Annotated in this window: 15 protein-coding genes; 7 read left to right on the top strand and 8 right to left on the bottom strand. The window is 65.2% G+C overall.

Going from position 1 to position 18,576, the window contains the following annotated elements:
• Positions 1-219 precede the first annotated feature (219 nt).
• From NKJ26_RS25415 to NKJ26_RS25405, 3 genes are read left to right on the top strand one after another with little or no spacing between them, the layout of a single operon-like run.
• Complete coding sequence (locus NKJ26_RS25415) at positions 220-1,074, top strand: N-acyl homoserine lactonase family protein (protein WP_352697937.1); 855 nt, start codon at positions 220-222, stop codon at positions 1,072-1,074.
• A complete protein-coding gene (locus NKJ26_RS25410) occupies positions 1,071-1,562 on the top strand; it encodes a MarR family winged helix-turn-helix transcriptional regulator (protein WP_352597798.1) in 492 nt (163 codons plus the stop codon). Before NKJ26_RS25415 ends, NKJ26_RS25410 begins: the two co-directional genes overlap by 4 nt.
• 20 nt (positions 1,563-1,582) lie before the next feature.
• Positions 1,583-2,035, top strand: a complete 453-nt coding sequence (locus NKJ26_RS25405) for an SRPBCC family protein (protein WP_352597796.1) — start codon at positions 1,583-1,585, stop codon at positions 2,033-2,035.
• Between the two features lie 52 nt (positions 2,036-2,087).
• On the opposite strand, the gene NKJ26_RS25400 is transcribed toward NKJ26_RS25405, so the two are convergent.
• On the bottom strand, positions 2,088-2,567 hold the full coding sequence (locus NKJ26_RS25400) for an Lrp/AsnC family transcriptional regulator (protein WP_352597794.1): 480 nt from the start codon (positions 2,565-2,567) through the stop codon (positions 2,088-2,090).
• 89 nt (positions 2,568-2,656) lie between these two features.
• On the opposite strand from NKJ26_RS25400, the gene NKJ26_RS25395 reads away from it, so the two are divergent.
• On the top strand, positions 2,657-3,553 hold the full coding sequence (locus NKJ26_RS25395) for an EamA family transporter (RefSeq protein WP_352597792.1): 897 nt from the start codon (positions 2,657-2,659) through the stop codon (positions 3,551-3,553).
• 37 nt (positions 3,554-3,590) lie between these two features.
• Here the strand turns inward: NKJ26_RS25395 and NKJ26_RS25390 are convergent, their stop codons facing one another.
• Complete coding sequence (locus tag NKJ26_RS25390; RefSeq protein ID WP_352697934.1) at positions 3,591-4,484, bottom strand: dienelactone hydrolase family protein; 894 nt, start codon at positions 4,482-4,484, stop codon at positions 3,591-3,593.
• Between the two features lie 400 nt (positions 4,485-4,884).
• A complete protein-coding gene (locus NKJ26_RS25385; protein WP_352697932.1) occupies positions 4,885-7,203 on the bottom strand; it encodes a glucose/quinate/shikimate family membrane-bound PQQ-dependent dehydrogenase in 2,319 nt (772 codons plus the stop codon).
• Positions 7,204-7,465: 262 nt separating this feature from the next.
• Between NKJ26_RS25385 and NKJ26_RS25380 the strand changes: the two genes are divergently transcribed.
• A complete protein-coding gene (locus NKJ26_RS25380; protein ID WP_352697930.1) occupies positions 7,466-10,132 on the top strand; it encodes an ATP-dependent helicase in 2,667 nt (888 codons plus the stop codon).
• 296 nt (positions 10,133-10,428) lie between these two features.
• Here the strand turns inward: NKJ26_RS25380 and NKJ26_RS25375 are convergent, their stop codons facing one another.
• The 5 genes from NKJ26_RS25375 to NKJ26_RS25355 all read right to left on the bottom strand — a co-directional run bounded on the left by NKJ26_RS25375 (position 10,429) and on the right by NKJ26_RS25355 (position 15,397).
• Positions 10,429-11,478, bottom strand: coding sequence for an ABC transporter permease (locus NKJ26_RS25375; RefSeq protein ID WP_352697928.1), 1,050 nt, complete (start codon positions 11,476-11,478; stop codon positions 10,429-10,431).
• Positions 11,475-12,272, bottom strand: a complete 798-nt coding sequence (locus tag NKJ26_RS25370) for an ATP-binding cassette domain-containing protein (protein ID WP_027025488.1) — start codon at positions 12,270-12,272, stop codon at positions 11,475-11,477. The genes NKJ26_RS25375 and NKJ26_RS25370 overlap by 4 nt, the downstream gene beginning before the upstream one ends.
• Positions 12,273-12,348: 76 nt before the next feature.
• Entirely contained in the window at positions 12,349-13,359 is a 1,011-nt protein-coding gene (locus tag NKJ26_RS25365) for a substrate-binding domain-containing protein (RefSeq protein ID WP_027025487.1), read from the bottom strand.
• 101 nt (positions 13,360-13,460) lie between these two features.
• Entirely contained in the window at positions 13,461-14,369 is a 909-nt protein-coding gene (locus NKJ26_RS25360; RefSeq protein WP_352697925.1) for a sugar phosphate isomerase/epimerase family protein, read from the bottom strand.
• Positions 14,366-15,397: a Gfo/Idh/MocA family protein gene (locus NKJ26_RS25355; RefSeq protein ID WP_352697923.1), complete on the bottom strand. Its 1,032-nt coding sequence runs from the start codon at positions 15,395-15,397 to the stop codon at positions 14,366-14,368. Before NKJ26_RS25355 ends, NKJ26_RS25360 begins: the two co-directional genes overlap by 4 nt.
• Positions 15,398-15,592: 195 nt before the next feature.
• On the opposite strand from NKJ26_RS25355, the gene NKJ26_RS25350 reads away from it, so the two are divergent.
• On the top strand, positions 15,593-16,618 hold the full coding sequence (locus NKJ26_RS25350; RefSeq protein ID WP_352597776.1) for a LacI family DNA-binding transcriptional regulator: 1,026 nt from the start codon (positions 15,593-15,595) through the stop codon (positions 16,616-16,618).
• Between the two features lie 268 nt (positions 16,619-16,886).
• A complete protein-coding gene (locus NKJ26_RS25345; protein ID WP_352697921.1) occupies positions 16,887-18,362 on the top strand; it encodes an esterase-like activity of phytase family protein in 1,476 nt (491 codons plus the stop codon).
• Positions 18,363-18,576 lie beyond the last annotated feature (214 nt).

The raw sequence follows: 18,576 nt of genomic DNA, 5'->3' as shown, positions 1-18,576 counted from the left end.
GAAATAGCTCCAGGCCTCCCTCATCAGCTTGCCGGTCATCTCTCCGTAGCGCCAATGCGTTCCCGTGACGCTCACGGGCTGGGTGAATCGCGCTGATCCATCCTTGAACCAGCTAAAGATGCCCCGCATGGCGTGAATATCCGCCTATTGACACGAGATCGCGTCTGCCCATATACATGCTATGTCATTAAATGATATGTCATTAAATCGGAGCTGGAAATGAGAATACATGCCATCCAGACGGGATCCGTCCGCATCAAAACCGCGCAGATGGAGGGACGAGGGTACGGCCTCGCCAGCATTTTCGCCGACCGGAACTGGTCGGACTGGTTGCCGTCGTTCGCTTGGGCAATCGAGCACGATGAGGGGGTCATCGTCGTCGATACCGGCCAGGCGGCGCATCTGTTGCGCGGACATGGCCGTTCCCTGCATCCGTTTTTCCGCTGGGAGGTTATGTTTCGAGTTGAACCCGAAGAGGAAATCGGCCCACAGTTGCGAGCGCTGGGCATCGCGCCGCGTGATGTCAAACGCGTGGTGCTGACCCATCTTCACATGGACCACGATGCAGGACTCGTCCACTTTCCGAACACCGAGATTTTGGCGGCGCGCGGCGAGATTGAAAAGGCCAAAGGTGCTATGGGGATGATCCGCGGATACCTTCCGCAACGCTGGCCGAACTGGTTTGATCCGATCTCTCTCGAACTCGACGATGGGCCGTATGGACCCTTCGCGGCGAGCAAGCGATTGACCAAGGCAGGCGATGTCGTTGCTGTTGCCACGCCGGGTCACACGCCCGATCACCTCTCCGTGCTGGTCCACGATGGCGACACCACCATTTTCCTCGCGGGGGATACGTCCTACACCGAGGGACTTATGCTCGCCGGCAAAGTGGACGGCGTCAGCCCCGACGCCAAGGCCTCCGCCGCAACACTGGCGAACATCAAGCGCTTTGGTCTTGAACAGCCGACGGTATATCTGCCGACCCATGACCCGGACGGCGCCGCGCGCCTCGCTGCCCGCACTCCGGTGACGGCCTCGCTGCTCCGCCCGCTCGACCCCAGGGGGACCGCATGAGCCCGGAAGAGGAGCTGCGCTTCCTCATTTTAGGTGCGCAGCGAGAGGGAAACCGGCTTCTCGCCGAAATGCTGTCCCCCCTCGGGGTCACGCCGTCGCAGGGGGAAGTCATCTCGTGTCTCAGTACCGGCGGTGAGATGTCGCTCAGTTCGCTCGGCAAGCTGCTGGTCTGCGAGACAGGCAGTCCGAGCCGGCTGGTCGACACACTCGTCGGCCGCGGCATCGTGGACCGGCGTGAGAATGCGCTGGACCGCAGGCAGGTAACCCTGGCGCTGACCGAAGAGGGCAAGCAATTGGCCAAGGGCATCGTCGAGGTCGAAGACAAGCTCTATGGCTGGGTTTCGCAGCGCCTCGGAGCGGAAGGCATTGTGATCGCAGTCGGACAATTGCGGCACCTTGTCGATGGAACGCCGTCGGGTGACGCCATTGCGCGGCGCAAATTGGAGAGAAAGTCGTTCGACGAACCGCTTCCCGGTCGAAAAGGCTAAAAAGGGCAAAGGGGCAAGGAATGTTCGAAATATCGCTGAAGATCGAAAGGCCCGCGGCTACGGTATTCGCATACCTCCAGGATATCGAAGCTGCACCACGCTGGTACTCGGCGGTGGAATCGGTAACAAGACTGTCCGATGGCCCAGTGGGTTGCGGAAGTCGCTTTGTCTTCACTCGCCAAATTGCCGGACGGCGCATCCAAAACACGGTCGAAGTCACCGAATTCCAGGACGAAAAGCTGTTGACGCTCGCAAGCGTGAGCGGACCAACGCCGTTCAGCTATCGCTACCGGCTCGACCGGGATGGCGCCGCGACGATCCTGCACCTCGAGGGCACCATTAGCGGCGACGGGCTGGGCGGACCGATAGCACTTCTGGCTCCGCTCGCATCGCGTTTTTTCGAGCAGGGCATGCGGGCAAACATCGCCAATCTGAAGCGCATCCTTGAAGCAAGACTCGGCCCAGACGCATAGCGGCGCGATGTTTAGCGGATAATCGGCGAACGATTGCTTCGTCTCTTGAGCATCATGCCATGCGCCTGAGCGCCCGCAGCGGCGAACGCGCCGCCACCGGTGACGACTGGATGATGGCCGTGTTTGTCATCGCATAGGGAATGATGCGGTCGATCACTCGCTCCAGTTCGGCCACGGAGCCGACATGCGCCAGCGCGATGAAACAATCCTCGCCGGTCACCCGGTCGCATTGCGCGATCTCCGGCAGGTCGCGGATGATCTCGGCCACGACGGACAATTGCCCCGGCACCGGCCGGATGCGCAGCCATGCCGATAGTGGCAGGCCAAGTGCGGCAGGGTTGATCCTCACCGAATAAGCCTCGATCACGCCGCTCTCTTGCAGCCGTTTGATGCGCTCGGCGACGCTCGGCGCCGACAGGCCGACCGAGCGTGCCAGTTCCGCGGTGCTGGTGCGTGCGTCTTTTTCCAGCAAGCGCAGGATCTTCATGTCGGCCGGGTCGAGATCGATATTTTCGGTTCGAAGGCGTTTCACGAAAATCTCCTTGCTTTCGGCGAAGGGACGATCAAATCGCTTGAGCATCATCCATATAATTCGCGGATATCGCCTGCGATACTGCTCCGATGGATGACCAGACACAAGCCCCGGTTATCAGCTCAGCCCTCGGCGCGCTCGACAGCATGGCGACAAAACTGCCGCCGCATGTCTGGTTCGGCATCAGTGCCGTCTTCCACTATCTTGGACCGGCCTTTGCCGTGCTGCTTTTCCCGCATGTCGGCGTGCTCGGCATGGCGTGGCTGCGCATCGCCACCGCGGCGCTGATTTTCGCGCCGCTGACCCGCCCATGGCGAACCCTCGCCCATGCCGATCGCCCGACGCGGCTGCTCTTGCTCGCCTTTGGCGCCTGTCTGGCGGTGATGAACTGCTCGTTCTACCTGGCGCTCGACCGCTTGCCGATCTCACTGGTGGCAGCGATCGAATTCGTCGGCACCATCGGTGTCGCGCTTATCGGCTTCAGAAGCCCGCGTAATCTCGCCGCCCTTGCCGTCGCCGTCGTCGGCACCTTGCTGCTCATCGACATCAAATGGTCGAGCGATCCGCTTGGACTGTTCTGGGCCTTCCTCAACGGCGCGCTGTTCGTCGGCTACATCGTGCTCGGCCACAAGGTCGCCCGCGCCGGCGCCGGCATCGCTGGCCTGGGGGCGGCCATGGCGATCGCTTTCATCACCGTGCTACCGATCGGCCTTGCCCAAGCATTGCCGGCTTTCTCGGCACCGCAATTGCTGCTCGCCGCCGTCGGCGTCGGCATCTGCTCGTCGGTCATTCCCTACATCTGCGACCAGCTCGCCATGTCGCGGCTGCCGCGCTCGAGCTTCGCGCTGATGCTGTCGCTGCTGCCGGTCACCGCGACGTTGATCGGCGTCATCGTGCTGCGCCAGATTCCGGACGTCAGAGATTGCCTCGGCATCGCTCTCGTCGTCGCCGGCGTGGCCGCCCACAAGCCGGCGAACACAGGCTGAACCCTATGCCGGTTTCTCCTTCAGGCCGGTTTCTTCTTCAGGCCAGTTTCTCCTTCAGGAAAGCGATGGTCCTGCCCCAGGCGAGGTCGGCCGCTTTCTTGTCGTAGCGTGCCGCCGAGGTGTCGTTGTTGAAGGCATGGTTGGCGCCCTCATAGACATAGACTGTGTATTCGACATGCGCGGCGTCGAGTTCCTTCTTGAAGGCGTCGATGCCGGCATTGATGCGGTCGTCCAGCCCGCCATAGTGCAGCAGCAAGGCCGCCTTGATCTTGGACACGTCGGCTGCCTTCGGCTGCATGCCGTAATAGGCGACCGAGGCGCTGAGATCGGGGGCGTTGACGGCCAGCATGTTTGCCGTGCCGCCGCCCCAGCAGAAGCCGATGGCACCGACCTTGCCGTTGCCGTCCTTGTCGGCCTTGAGGAAGGCGACGGTCGCAACGCCGTTGGCGACGGTCTGCGCGGCATCCAGTTTGGTGAACATGTCGCGTGCCTTGTCCTCGTCATCGGGCGTGCCGCCGAGCGGCGACAGGAAATCCGGCGCCAGCGCCACGAACCCCTCAAGCGCCACGCGCCTGGCGACGTCGCGGATATGCGGGTTGAGCCCCCTGTTTTCGTGGATGACCATGACTGTGCCGAGCTTGCCGGTCTGGTTCGCCGGCTTGACCAAATAGCCCTTCATCTCGCCGCTGCTGCCGGGATAAGTGATGTCTTCGCCTTTCACGCGGGCATCGTTCTCGGCGACGATTGCCGCCTGGGCCGAGTTCGCCGCCAGCATTGGCGCGATCGCGGCCGCCGCCGCGCCCGATCCGGCAAGCCTGGTCAGTTGCTCCATGAAGCGGCGGCGATCGAGCGTCAAATGCGTATATTCGTCATAGGCATCGATCATCGCCTGGGTGATGACGGGCTTGGTGGCGGCGTCGGTTTTGGGCATGGCGCGCTCCTTCGATCTCGGAATATCCGCAAGATAGGGGCGTGACCCGCCGCGTCCAGTCATCGGCGAATGACATTTCGTCGTGCCGCGACTGGCCCTGGGATCAGCTGAGATAGGCACGGCCAACTGGCCACTGGAAGGCAGAAGGACATCCTGCTTTATTGACTGGCGTTGGCGCCGCCCCTCATCCGGCTGCCGCCACCTTCTCCCCGTATAGTGACGGGGAGAAGGGACAGCTTCAACGCTCACGCCATTCCTGCTGCGTCGACGATTGGCGAAACCATCGATGACGGCCCCTTCTCCCCGTCGCTATACGGGGAGAAGCGCCCGGCAGGGCGATGAGGGGCAGCGCCAACGTTGCCACAGCATAGCTGCCCGACTCGCTCCAGCCTCGAGCCTCCTACTTCGGCAACGCATACGCCATCACATAGTCCCCGGGCTTGGTGCCGACCGAGCCGTGGCCGCCGGCGACGATGACCACGAACTGGCGTCCGTCGGCCACCGTATAGGTCATCGGCGTCGATTGGCCGCCGGCCGGCAGCCGGGCCTGCCAGAGCTGTCTGCCTGACGTCAGGTCATAGGCGCGCAGATAGTCGTCGACCGCCGCACCCAAGAAGGCGACGCCGCCGGCGGTGATCACCGGCCCGCCAATGCCGGGGACGCCGACCTTGAGCGGCAGGGGCAGCGGCGTCATGTCGTAGACGGTGCCGTTGCGGTGCTTGTAGGCGATGGCGCCGGTCCGCAGATCCACGCCGGCGACATAGCCCCAGGGCGGCGCCTGGCAAGGAATGCCGAGCGGCGACAGGAACGGCCCCATGACCACCGCATAGGGAGCGCCGTCATTGCGGTTCAGCCCCTGCTCGCTGCCCTTGGTGTCGTCGCCGGGCGCAGGCACATCCGCGCGCGGCACCAGCCTCGACGTGAAGGCCAGATAGGTCGGCATGCCGAACAGCACCTGCCGCACCGGATCGACCGCGACCCCGCCCCAGTTGAAGACGCCGAAATTGCCGGGATAGACCAGCGATCCCTGCAAGGACGGCGGTGTGTAGCGGCCTTCATAGCGCAATTTGTGGAATGCGATCCGGCAGGCCAGCTGGTCGAACATGGTGATGCCCCACATATCGGCATCCCTGAGCGGCGGCGGATTGAAGGACAGGTCCGACGCCGGCTGGGTCGGCGATGTGTGGTCGCCTTCGATGGCGCCGCGCGGCGCCGGCACTTCCTTGACCGCGATCACCGGCTGGCCGGTGCGCCGGTCGAGCACATAGAGATCGCCCTGCTTGGTCGGCCCGACCAGCGCCGGCACGACGGAGCCGTCGGCCTTGGTGATGTCGAGCAGGCTCGGCTGCGCCGGCACATCCATGTCCCAGAGGTCGTGGTGCACCGTCTGCCGAACCCAGCGCAACTGCCCGGTGTTGAGGTCGAGCGCGGTGATCGAGGAGGAGAACTTCTCGACATTGTCGCTGCGCCCGGCGCCGAGCTGGTCCGGCGTCTGGTTGCCGAGCGGCACATAGAGCAGGCCGAGCTTCTCGTCGGCGCTCGGCGTCGACCACATGTTGGGCGAGTTGGCGGTATAGGTCTGGCCGGGCGCCAGCGGCGCCGTCTGGTCCGGATTGCCGGAATCCCAGTTCCACAGCAGCTTGCCGGTGGCGGCGTCGTAGGCGCGGATGACGCCGGACGGCTCCTGCGTCGAATAATTGTCGTTGACCGCCCCGCCGACGATGATCTTGCCGCCCGATATCAGCGGCGCCGAGGTCGAGTAGTAATAGCCCGACTTCGGATAGGGCATGTTGGCCAGAAGGTTCAGCGTGCCGCCCTCGGCGAAGGCGGGACAGACCTGCCCGTTGGCGGCGTCGAGCGCGATCAGCCGCGCATCGGACGTCGGCAGGTAGACGCGTGTCGCGCAGGGTTGCCCGGCGGCGCCGGCGGCATCGGCATAGTAGGATACGCCGCGGCAGGTCTGGTGCTGGCGGTCCTTGTCGAGCTTGACCTTGGGATCGTAGCGCCATTTCTCCTTGCCGGTCGCCGCGTCGACCGCGATGGCAAAATTGTGCGGCGTGCAGATGTAAAGCGTGTCGCCGATCTTGAGCGGCGTCACCTGGTAGGTGGTCTCGCCGACATCGTCCGGCCCTTTCACGTCGCCGGTCTGGTACGTCCATGCCGGCTTGAGGTTGGCGACATTGTCCGGCGTGATCTGGTCGAGCGGCGAATAGCGCTGGCCGAACTGCGTGCGGCCGTAATAGTGCCACTCCCCGGCCGGCACGTCATTGCCAAGATTGGCGTTGGGGACCACCTTGTCGGTATCGAGTTCGCCGGCGATGTCCTTGGGATCGGTCGTCATCGAATAGCCGGCGACAGCCAGCGAGGCGAGCACGGCCAGGATGAGCGGCGCGCGGCCGTCAGGCCCGGCAAGACCCCGCCGCGCCCAGGGCGTTAGCAGCCACAGCGCCACCACCACGATGATGCCGCCGCGCGGGCCCAACTCCCACCAATCGAAGCCGATTTCCCACACCGCCCAGGCAAGCGTGCCGATCACGATCGCCGCGTAGAGCCACAAACCGGTGGAACGGCGCCGGTAGAGCAGCCAGGCGGCGAGCAGGAAGGCGATGCCGACGACGATGTAGTACCAGCTGCCGCCCAGCGACGCCAACCAGATGCCGCCGGCGCCAAGCGCCAAACCGATGAGCAGAAGAATGAGGGAGGTGATGGTGACAGCCAAGATGATACTCCTTCGACTGTTGCGCCTGTGACGCGGCCATGGGCAACCCGGCATTGCGCTTCTGCCCCGGACACAACTTTCCCACGCCTGCCCTGCCTGTCAAGCGTGGGTCGTAAGCGGTTGAGCCGGCCTTTGTTCTCTTGGTAATGGCGCCCAGGCCGGTTGCCGCACAAGGTCTTGTGGCCGCATCAGGCACTTTACCCGGAACAAAACGTAGACACTTCTGGTCTTTCGCCCCCGAATCACTACATTCGGAGGGAAGATGTCCGGCTTTTCCGAAGACATGCCCTTTTTCGATGAACCCAATGCGCGGCCCACGGCCCCGTCGGGCATTGCCGCGCGCGCCATGGCTGCCCGCAGCGGCCAGAACAATGCGCCGGACTATCTCAAGGGGTTGAACCCCGAGCAGCGGCTGGCGGTGGAAACCACCGAAGGCCCGGTTCTGGTGCTGGCCGGCGCCGGCACCGGCAAGACCCGCGTCTTGACCACCCGCATCGCCCACATCCTCGCCACGGGGAAGGCCTTCCCGTCGCAGATCCTCGCCGTGACCTTCACCAACAAGGCCGCGCGCGAGATGAAGCAGCGCATCGGCATCCTGATCGGCGAAGGCAATGTCGAGGGCATGCCTTGGCTCGGCACCTTCCATTCCATCGGCGTCAAGCTCTTGCGCCGCCACGCGGAACTCGCCGGCTTGCGCTCCGACTTCACCATCCTCGACACCGACGACGTCGTGCGGCTGATCAAGCAGTTGATCCAGGCCGAGGGCCTCGACGACAAGCGCTGGCCGGCCAAGCAGTTCGCCCAGATGATCGACGGCTGGAAGAACAAGGGGCAAGGTCCAGCCGACATCGCCGAGGGCGACGCGCGCAGCTTCGCCAACGGCAAGGGCCGCGAACTCTACAAAGCCTACCAGGAGCGGCTGAAGACGCTGAACGCCTGCGATTTCGGCGATCTCCTGTGCCATCCCATCCGCATCCTGCGCGCCAATCCGGATGTGCTGAAGGAATACCACAAGCGCTTCAAATACATCCTCGTCGACGAGTACCAGGACACCAACACCGCCCAATACATGTGGCTGCGGCTTTTGGCGCAGCGGCCCGATGTCGGACGCGCATCAACGTCGACGGATTTGCGATCGGCCGAAGGCCGCAAGCCCGACCGGGCGTCCGAGCCGTTGCGAGGCCCGCGCGGAGGGCCCGCGCCGGCAGGCGCGGAACAGCCCGTGAGCGAAAACAAAGTTAACATCTGCTGCGTCGGCGACGACGACCAATCCATCTATGGCTGGCGCGGCGCCGAGGTCGACAACATCCTGCGCTTCGACAAGGATTTTCCCGGCGCCACCATCATCAGGCTGGAGCGCAACTACCGTTCCACCGCCCACATTCTCGGCGCCGCATCGCACCTCATCGCTCACAATGAAGGCCGCTTCGGCAAGACGCTGTTCACCGACCGCAACGATCCGGAGGACGCCAAGGTCAACGTCCACGCCGCCTGGGATTCCGAGGAGGAAGCCCGCGCCATCGGCGAGACCATCGAGGCCTATCAGCGGCAGAAGCACAATCTCAACGACATGGCGATCTTGGTGCGCGCCTCTTTCCAGATGCGCGCCTTCGAGGACCGCTTCATCACGCTCGGCCTGAATTACCGCGTCATCGGAGGCCCGCGCTTCTACGAGCGTATGGAAATCCGCGACGCGCTGGCCTTCTTCCGCGTTGTCGCCAATGGCGGCGACGACCTCGCTTTCGAGCGCATCGTCAACGTGCCCAAGCGCGGGCTGGGCGAAGCCACCATCCGCCAGATCCACGACACGGCGCGCGCGCTCCGCATTCCGATGCTGGAGGCGGCGGCGACGCTGGCCGAGAGCGACGAGTTGAAGCCGAAGCCGCGCGCCGCCTTGCGCGAGGTCGCGGCCAATTTCGAGCGCTGGCAGAAGGCACTGGAGACCAAGCCGCACACCGAACTCGCCGAGACCATTCTCGAAGAGAGCGGCTACACCGACATGTGGAAGAACGACCGCTCGGTCGAAGCCCCCGGCCGGCTGGAGAACCTGAAGGAACTGATCCGCTCGATGGAGGAGTACGAATCGCTGCGCTCCTTCCTCGAACATGTCGCGCTCGTCATGGATGCCGAGCAGAATGCCGAACTCGATGCGGTCAGCATCATGACGCTGCATTCGGCCAAGGGCCTCGAATTCGAGACCGTGTTTCTGCCCGGCTGGGAGGAAGGCCTGTTCCCGCACCAGCGCGCGCTCGACGAAGGCGGCCGCTCCGGGTTGGAGGAAGAGCGGCGGCTCGCCTATGTCGGCCTGACGCGCGCCAAGAAGAACCTGCATCTCTGGTTCGTCTCCAACCGCCTCATCCACGGCCTGTGGCAATCGACCATCCCGTCGCGCTTCCTCGAGGAACTGCCGGAAGCCCATGTCGAAATCGCCGAAGCGGGCAATTCCTATGGCGGCTACGGCAATCCCTATGGCGGCGGCTCATTCGCCTCCGGCCGTGGCGGCCAGGGGGCGGGAAGACAGAACCCCTATGGCGCCTCGCGCTTCGACAATGTCGGCGCGGAAAAATCCGGCGCTTTCTCCAACACCTATTCGACGCCGGGCTGGCAGCGCGCCCAAGCCAACCGCACCGAGGCGACCGACCGCAACTGGGGCACCCGCTCGGGCCACCAGGTCGAGCGCATCGGCTATGGCGAGACCGATTCCGGCTACGGCGCCGGCCGCACCTCGGGCAAGGGCCGCACCATCGACGGCGAACTGGTCGCCAAGTCCGTCGCCGACAAGCCCTCCCCGTTCAGCGTCGGCGACCGCGTCTTCCACCAGAAATTCGGCAACGGCAACATCTCCGCCATCGAAGGCAACAAGCTGACCATCGACTTCGACAAGGCCGGCCAGAAACGCGTGCTGGACGGGTTTGTCGCTGCGGTGTGAGTGTGCGCCCTGTTGTCCTACAGGCGACCATTCTCTGGCAGAAGCCCCTACCGTCGTCATCCACGGGCGGAGCAGGAGCGAAGCGACGTCGCGGAGACCCGAGGATCCATTCCGTGACCTTGGCCGAAGGGTGCAGCGGAGCAGAATTCTGCAACCGGAGCGGTGCATTTAAGTCGCGGCATGGATCCTCGGGTCTGCGCTGCGTCGCTACGCTCCTTGCTTCGCCCGTGGATGACGAAGCGACGGGCGTCCGCGCCAATCGTTACAGCATGCGTCCGCCAAACGAACCAACCCCCTCACCGATACCGCGCCTGGTTCCACTTATGGCCAAGCAGCGACAGGATGATGATCAGGCCGTTGAAGAACTGGACGTAGAAGCCGCTCAGGCCCGCGGCCACGACGCCGGTCTGGATGAACGACACGGTGACGGCGCCGATGGCACCACCGGCGACGGTGCCGATGCCGCCCCAGGTCGGCGTGCCGCCGACGAACACCGAGGCCAGCACCGGCAGGAGATAGCCGTCGCCGGCCGTCGGCCACCAGGTGAAGTTGATCATCACCGAGAAGGTGCCGGCGATCGCCGCACCGATGCCGACGAAGACGAACACTTTCACCCGCACGCGCTTGACGTCGATGCCCATCTGCTGGGCGCTGTCGGGGTTGTCGCCGACCACCTTTACCTGCGCGCCGAAGCGGTGGCGGTTATAGAGCATCGCCGACAGCACCACGAAGGCGATGGCCCAGAAGATCTGCACCGGAATGCCGTAGAGCTGGCTGGAGAAGATCTTGTAGGCCCAGCTGTCGGCAACGCCGGTCGGCGCCATCGACCTGCCCTCATTGATGATCTGGATCAGGCCGCGCAACAGGAAATTCATGCCGAGCGTGGCGATCAGCGACGACAGGCCGCCATAGACGACCAGCGACCCGACCAGGAAGCCGAGCAGCGTGCCGGTGACGAGCGCGGCGGCAATGCCGAGGAACGGATCGTAGCCGGCCTGCACCACCAGCGCGAACACCCATGAGGCAAAGCCCATCGTCGCCGGGAAAGACAGGTCGATCTCGCCACAGGTGACGACGAAGACCAGCGGCACCACCACGAACAGCGCCACCGGCAGCGTGGTCAGCACGGAGCTGTAGAGATACCAGGTGGTGAAGACGGTCGGGTTGGCGATCATGAACACCGCCATCATGATGATGAACACGCCGAGCGTGCCGAGCGCGGCGCGATTGTCGAGGACGAAGCCGCGCAGCCAGTGGTCGGACGGGTGCTTCCACTCCCTCTGGGGACCGGGGCGGGGAATGCCGGCGGCCGGCTCGTGCAGGTCGGGTTCCATGGTCTTGCTCATCGCACCGCCCTCTCCGCATCGCCGGCTTCGTGCAGCCCGGGCAGTCCGCCCGGATGCGCCACGTCTTCCATGAAATTGATGAGCTCCTCGGCCGACTTGACCTGGCTGCGATCGGTGGTCAGCGCCACCTTGCCCCTGTCCAGCACCACGAAGCGGTCGGCGATGTCGAAGACGTGGTGGATGTTATGGCCGATGAACAGGATCGAGCGGCCGCTCGCCCGCACCTGGCGTACGAAGTGGAAGACCTTGGCGGTTTCGGTCAGCGACAGCGCCGTCGTCGGCTCGTCGAGGATGATCAACTCCGCTTGCTTGTAGATGGCGCGGGCGATCGCCACGCCCTGTCGCTCGCCGCCCGACAGCTGGCCGACGATTGAGTGCGGCGTGAACACTTTCGAGGTAAAGCCGATCTCGCGCATCAGCCGGCTCGCCTCCTCGATCTCCTTCTCGACCTTCAGCCAGCCAAGAAAACCGGTGAGCTCGCGGCCCATGAAGATGTTGCGCACGATCGTCTGCTGCACGGCCAGCGCCCGGTCCTGGAACACGGTTTCGATGCCGGCGTCGCGCGAGCGCGCCGGGCTCCATCCGGTTACCGGCTTGCCGCGCACGAGAATCTCGCCGCTGGTCGGCCTGACCACGCCCGACAGGATCTTGATCAGCGTCGATTTGCCGGCGCCATTGTCGCCGATCAGGCCAACCACCTCGCCGCGGTCGACGCTGAGGTCGACCCCGCCCAGCGCATAGACCTGGCCATAGGACTTCTTGATGTCGCGCAGTTCGATGATGCGTTCGGCCATGACTGTCCTCGCTTTGTTTCCGGGTGCCGGCGGTCCCGCCGGCCGGGCCTGAGCCCCGGCCGGCGGCTTGGGAGGTTCAGCGCAGTGCCTGCTTGGCCAGCTCGGCGACGATCTCGTAATTCTGCGGCGTGACGAAGCCGGCGCCGGTGTCGACATTCATCGGCGCCAGCCCCAGCACCACCTGCTGGCAAAGGCTGAGGATCGGCAGGTAGCCCTGCAGGAACGGCTGCTGGTCGGCCGTCAGCTGCACCCAGCCGCCCTTGAAGCCTTCGACGATCTGCGGACTGGTGTCGAAGCCGAAGTTGAAGATGTCGCCCGCCTTGCGTCCCGCCGCCTGCATGTAGGTGGGAACATTGCCGAGCATCTGCCCGCCGGGATAACCAACCGCCTTGACGTCGGGATTGTTGAGCAGTGCGGCGGTGATCACCGGGATCGCGAGGTTCGGATCGGACGCCCATTCGCCACTCGGCGGCGACGACAGCTGGATGACCTCGACGCCCGCTTCCTTCAGCGCCGCGACCGTGCCGCGCTCGCGCGCGCCGCGGCTCTCATTCTCGAACGGGCCGATCATGATCGCCTTGTCGCCGGCCTTCAGCTTGGCCAGCTTGAACGCCTCGGCGCCGAGCGCGCGGCCCTGCTGCTCCTGCTGGGCGCCGACATAGCCGCCGCCGAACGCTGCCGTCACCTTCGGCACCGGCACGTTCTGGTACATCATCTTGATGCCTTCCTTATGCGCCTGTTCGGCGAGCGGCATGATCGACGCATCTCCCGGATGGCCCATCATGGCGATGCCGCCGGGCTTGACGGCGACGGCTTCACGCAGCTGCTGCACCATCTTTTCGATGTCCCAGCCCGAGAAGATGTAGTCGACCTTGGGTCCGAGATCGGCCGCTGCCTGCTTGGCGCCATTGTAGACGATGGTGCCGAAAGCGTCGCCCTCGGCGCCGCCGACGAAGAAGCGGATATGGACGTCCTTGCACCATTGGGCGTCGAGCGCCTGCGCCGGCAAGGTGGAGACGGCGGCGGCAAGCGCCGTGGCGGCTGCCACGACGGTCGAGCGCAGAAATGTTCTCTTCGCAATGCTCATGCACTTATCCTCCCTTTGTGTCCTCGCTAACCGAGGGTTTTCGACATTCGCTCCGGCAGTGCTTTGCAATCTGGCCGGCCGGCTCCTCCCGCCGGCCGCTGTCACGCCGGGTTCGGCAGGTAGGTCGCACCTCCCCGGCATTGCTTGAGATAATCGAGCGCCCGCACCTGGCCAGTGATCTCGAGATCGTCGCGATAGACCGGATCGTGCCAGCCTTCGATGTCGATGGCGCCGCGATAGCCGGCCAGCCGCAATTCGCTGATCACCCGCGTCCAGTCGCTGTCGCCGAAGCCGGGCGTGCGCATCTGCACGAATGGCAGCCTGCCGAACACGCCATGCTCGCGGATCACGTCCCAGCGCACCGTCGCGTCCTTGCCGTGGACATGGAAGATGCGCGGCGCCCATTTGCGGATCTGCGGCATCGGGTCGATCAGATAGACGAGCTGATGGCAGGGCTCCCATTCCAACCCGAGATTCTCATCCGGCAATTCGTTGAACATCAGCTCCCAGGCGTCGGGATTGTGGGCGATGTTCCAGTCGCCGCCGGCCCAGTTGCCGTCCATCGCGCAATTCTCGAAGGCGATGCGCACGCCCTTGTCGGCGGCGCGCTTGGCCAGCGGCCCCCAGACCTCGCGAAAGCGCGGCAGGCTGTCGGGCAGCGGCTTGCCACGGATACGGCCGGTAAAGCCGCTGACCGTCGAGGCGCCGAACAGATGCGCATTGTCGATCACCATCTCCCAGGCCTTCAGCACGCCGCGATCGACATCGCCGCTCTCCAGCGGATTGCCGAACACGCCGAGCGAGGACACGGTGACGTCGGCGTCGCCGATCGCCTCGCGGATCTGGCCGGCCAGACGCGGCAGATCCTTGCCGCCCAGCGTCTGCCAGAAAAAGGGCTGGATGCTCTCGAAGCCAAGCGGCAGGATCTGCTTGATGTAAGCCGCCGGGTCGTCGAGGTTGGCCCGCACCATGGTGCCGATCCTGATGTCGAGAAGCGGGTTTGGCATCATCGTGCATCCTGTGTGATCGCCACGCGGCGTCCGCTCTCGGCGCTTTCGATGGCGCCGAAAACCATGGCCAGGCTCTTGATGTTGTCGGCGCCACGCGTTTCCGGCTCCGTGCCGGTCTCTATGGCCTGCATGAAATCCTTGATGATGCCGAGGTGGCCGCCGATGCGGTCGGCGGCGTCGAGCGGCGGCACGGCGATCGGCTGTGTCTGGTCGAACAGGCCCTCGCGCACCGGCAGCGCGACCTCTGCTCTCACCTCGTCATTGCCGTCCCAGACCAGGCTGCCGCGCTCGGCGACGATGCGCCAGGTGCTCTCCCAGCTGGTGCGGAAGCCGGCCGCGCACCAGGAACCGGCATAGGTGAAGACCTTGCCGCCGCCGAGATCGAAGACGGCGCTGGCCGAAGATCCCTGGCTATACCAGGAATTGGGCGGCTCCCATTCCTGGCAATAGACGCTGGCCGGCTCGCCGCCGACCATATAGCGCGCGGCGTCGAACGTGTGGATCGCCATGTCGAGCAGCAGCACATGGCTCATCTCCTCGCGAAAGCCGCCGAAATGCGGCGCGACGAAGAAGTCGGCATGGATGCTTGTCGCCGCGCCTATGGCGCCGGATTCCAGGAACCGCCTGATCCGCCTGACATTGGCGACATAGCGGCGGTTCTGCACGACGGCGTGGATACGCCCCGCCCGGCGCGCGGCATCGACGATGATCCGGGCATTGTCCGGACTGTCGGCCAGCGGTTTTTCGGTGAGCAGATGGCAATGATGGGCGAATGCGGAAAGCGCGACCTCGCGCCGGGCGGCGGGAACCACGACGTCGAACACCGCGTCGGGCTTGGTCTGGTCGAGGACCATGTCGAGATTGGTTCCGATGACGGCGCCGGAAAGCCCGTATTCGCGCGCCCTCGCCTTCGCCCGCTCGGCGTCGAGGTCGACAAGGCCGACGATGGCGAGCCCATCGATCTGCCTCGCGGCATCGAGCCACTGCTTGCTCATCGCTCCGCAGCCGACAAGGACGACATTGATCATCCAGCGCTCCTCCCTCTCGGCCCCTCCAGACCGATCGTCCCGGCATCCACGGCAGCACCGTAAATGTTGTTCCGTAAACGTTTACGAGAACACACCCGAAGGCGTAGAATGTCAACCGGCCGCTGACGAAAATCATCATCGACCGCCTTGGCCTGAGCGGCGGCCGGTGCTAGCCAGAGCGGGGGAGAACTGTCCTTGGCGTCCAGCATCCACGACCTCGCGCGTCACCTGAACATTTCGATCGGCACCGTGTCGCGCGCGCTCAACGGCCGCGCGGACGTCAACGCCGACACGCGCCAGCGCGTGCTCGATGCCGCCAAGCAGTTGAACTATGCGCCCAACCAGTCCGGCCGCAGTCTCAGGCAAGGCGCCACCCGCTCGATCGCCTTCATGCTGCAGCCGCATCCGGGCGACCTGGAATATGGCGAGCCGTTCTTCATTCCGTTCCTGACCGGTTTGCAGGCTAGGCTAGCCGAAAGCGGGCTCGACCTGATCGTGGTGATGGGCGCGCCCGGCGACTATCAGCAGGAGCGCCTGCGCCGTGTCGTCGAAACGCGCCGCGCCGATGCGGTGGTGCTGGCCTGGACGCGACGCGAAGACGAGCGCATCGACTATCTCACCCAGGCCGGCTTCCCCTTCGCCACGCTTGGCCGCAGCCGCTCCGGCGGGATGGCCTATCCCTCGCTCGACCTCGATTTCGAGAAGGCCGGCGCCGACGCGGTCGACCGGCTGGTGTCGCGCGGCCACCGCCGCATCGCCGCCATCCGCCCATCGCTCGACCTGAATTTCGGGCATCTGTTCGTCGCCGGCTACCGCAAGGCCCTGCGGCGGCACGGCATCGAGGTCGATCCCGGGCTGATAGCGGAGGGGTTCATCAACGAGGCCGGCGGCTACCAGGTGACGCCGCGAGTGATGCTCGCGAAAGACCGGCCCACCGCCATCATCTTCAACAATGACGCGATGGCGCTCGGCGGCTGCAAGGCGCTGGCCGAAATGGGCATCAGGCCCGGCCATGACATCGCGGTGATCGTCATCGTCGACACGCCGCTCTGCCGCTATTTCTCGCCGGCGCTGACCGGCTTCCGCCCGGCTCTGGAGCCGATGGGGAAGCGATTGGCCGAAATGCTGCTGGCCTCGCTTCCCGCCTTCGCCGGCCCCGAAGGAACGCGCATCATGCGCGAGGTCTGGCCCCTGGAGCTGATTGCGCGCGACAGCGATTGAGCAGGACTGAAGCCGAGCCCAGCGGCTGCTTTCGCTGCCGGCTTCGCCCGTGCGTCACGCCGGCGGGCAAGCAAATCTTCCCGCCGGTGCTCGTTTCCAACGTCGCGCCCAGAGACTGGCGGAGATGCGACCCCACGCTGTCATGCAAGCATCATGTTCGCGCCGTAGATCGCTTTCGGGGAAGCGCGCGCCATCGTCGATGTGCCGCCTCTTTCAGCTTTTCGTCTTTGGGCCGCTCCGGCACGCTTTTTCAGAAAGAGGATTGTCCATGAAACACCTGTACCGAACCGCGTCGCTCGGCGTCGCGCTGGCCTTGTTCACCGCCTTGACGCCGGCGCTTGCCGACGGCACCGCCGGCGGCGCCAGCTTCGTCAACAAGGGGCTCGTCGGCGTCGGCCGCATCCCGGCAGGCCAGCGCGACAAGTTCGGCGAGACGTTCGGCTCGGGCTCCGGCATGGCGATGGACCCCGCCGGCTGGACGCATGACGTGACCGGCTACAAGGGTTCGCTCTGGCTGCTGCCGGACCGCGGCTACAATGTCGCCGGCACCGCCGACTACCGGCCGCGCCTCAACACCATCGGCATCGAGTTCGCTCCCGTCGCGCCGGGCGCCGCTCCCGCCGCCGGCCAGGAGCAGACCGGCGTCAAGGCGACGCTGGCCGACACCATGCTGCTCACCGACGACAAGGGCGTCAACGCCACCGGCCTCGATCCGCTGTCGGATGTTCGCGCGGCAAGCGGCGACATGCCGATGCTGCCCGCCGCCACCAACGGCAAGCTCGCGCTCGACAATGAAGCGATCGTGCGGCTGCCCGACGGTTCGATGTTCATCTCCGACGAATACGGTCCCAACATCTACCGGTTTTCCGCCGAAGGCCGCCTGCTGTCGGCGACGCAGCCGCCGGCCGCACTGGTGCCGATGCGCAAGGGAACGCCGAACTTCTCCTCGGACAATCCCGGCGCGGGTGCCGCCGAACCCGATCCGAAGGACCCCGAAACGGGCCGCCAGAACAATCAGGGCCTCGAGGGCATGGCGCTGACGCCGGACGGCAAGTTCCTGATCGCTGTGCTCCAGTCCGCGACAAGGCAGGATGGCGGCGATTCCCCCTCGACCCGGCAGAACACCAGGGCTCTGGTCTACGACGCCTCCGACCCCGCCCATCTGAAGCTGGCGCACGAATATGTCGTGCCGCTGCCGGTATTCACCGACGCCAAGGGCAAGACCAAGGTCGCTGCGCAAAGCGAGATCGTAGCGCTGTCGGACACCGCTTTCCTGATGCTGGCGCGCGACAGCGGCAATGGCCAGGGCGTGAAGGGTGACACCTCGTTCTATCGCAGAATCAACATCGTCGATCTCGCCGGCGCGACCGATATCGCCGGCGCCTTCGACACGGCCGACAAGCCGCTCGCGCCCAAGGGCGTGCTCGCCCCCTCGGTGACGCCGGCCAGGCTGGCGCCGTTCATCGACATCAACGACAGTGCGGAACTCGGCCGCTTCGGCCTCCACAACGGCGCGCCGAACGACCACGACAACCTGTCCGAGAAGTGGGAAGCGATGTCGGTCGTGAGCGTGCTCGATCCAAAACTGCCTGACGACTATTTCCTGTTCGTCGGCAACGACAACGACTTTCTCACCCAGGACGGTTTTCAGGTCGGCGCCTCCTACAAGGCCGATGACGGCGCCAATGTCGATACCATGTTCCTGGTCTATCAGGTCACGCTGCCGGGCCTCGGCAGGAAGTAACGGCCCCGAAGGTAGTCGCCGAGCGCGCTCACGGCCATCCCGTCGGAGCACCGGTATTCGGCCGCGCTTCCGCTCCGCCAGGGTGCATCTCGGTCGCGGCGCGGGGCGATGAGCGCGCGCCGCCCCCCCGCGCCGAGACGGAGCCACGCCCCCACGGCCGCCTGAAAAAGACCCCCCCCCCCGCGCCCCCCGCCGCCCACCCGGCCCGCGGCCC

Source organism: Mesorhizobium sp. M0152 (assembly GCF_040322415.1).
Classification (GTDB): Bacteria; Pseudomonadota; Alphaproteobacteria; order Rhizobiales; family Rhizobiaceae; genus Mesorhizobium.
Note: the sequence above shows the minus strand (reverse complement) of the source record. Positions and strands in the feature narration are given on the sequence as shown.

Excerpts from the sequence above, each read along its gene's own strand:
- NKJ26_RS25415 (WP_352697937.1), top strand. The coding sequence starts at position 220 with ATGAGAATACATGCCATCCAGACGGGATCCGTCCGCATCAAAACCGCG.
- NKJ26_RS25410 (WP_352597798.1), top strand. The coding sequence starts at position 1,071 with ATGAGCCCGGAAGAGGAGCTGCGCTTCCTCATTTTAGGTGCGCAGCGA.
- NKJ26_RS25405 (WP_352597796.1), top strand. The coding sequence starts at position 1,583 with ATGTTCGAAATATCGCTGAAGATCGAAAGGCCCGCGGCTACGGTATTC.
- NKJ26_RS25395 (WP_352597792.1), top strand. The coding sequence starts at position 2,657 with ATGGATGACCAGACACAAGCCCCGGTTATCAGCTCAGCCCTCGGCGCG.
- NKJ26_RS25390 (WP_352697934.1), bottom strand. The coding sequence starts at position 4,484 with ATGCCCAAAACCGACGCCGCCACCAAGCCCGTCATCACCCAGGCGATG.
- NKJ26_RS25380 (WP_352697930.1), top strand. The coding sequence starts at position 7,466 with ATGTCCGGCTTTTCCGAAGACATGCCCTTTTTCGATGAACCCAATGCG.
- NKJ26_RS25375 (WP_352697928.1), bottom strand. The coding sequence starts at position 11,478 with ATGAGCAAGACCATGGAACCCGACCTGCACGAGCCGGCCGCCGGCATT.
- NKJ26_RS25370 (WP_027025488.1), bottom strand. The coding sequence starts at position 12,272 with ATGGCCGAACGCATCATCGAACTGCGCGACATCAAGAAGTCCTATGGC.
- NKJ26_RS25365 (WP_027025487.1), bottom strand. The coding sequence starts at position 13,359 with ATGAGCATTGCGAAGAGAACATTTCTGCGCTCGACCGTCGTGGCAGCC.
- NKJ26_RS25360 (WP_352697925.1), bottom strand. The coding sequence starts at position 14,369 with ATGATGCCAAACCCGCTTCTCGACATCAGGATCGGCACCATGGTGCGG.
- NKJ26_RS25355 (WP_352697923.1), bottom strand. The coding sequence starts at position 15,397 with ATGATCAATGTCGTCCTTGTCGGCTGCGGAGCGATGAGCAAGCAGTGG.
- NKJ26_RS25345 (WP_352697921.1), top strand. The coding sequence starts at position 16,887 with ATGAAACACCTGTACCGAACCGCGTCGCTCGGCGTCGCGCTGGCCTTG.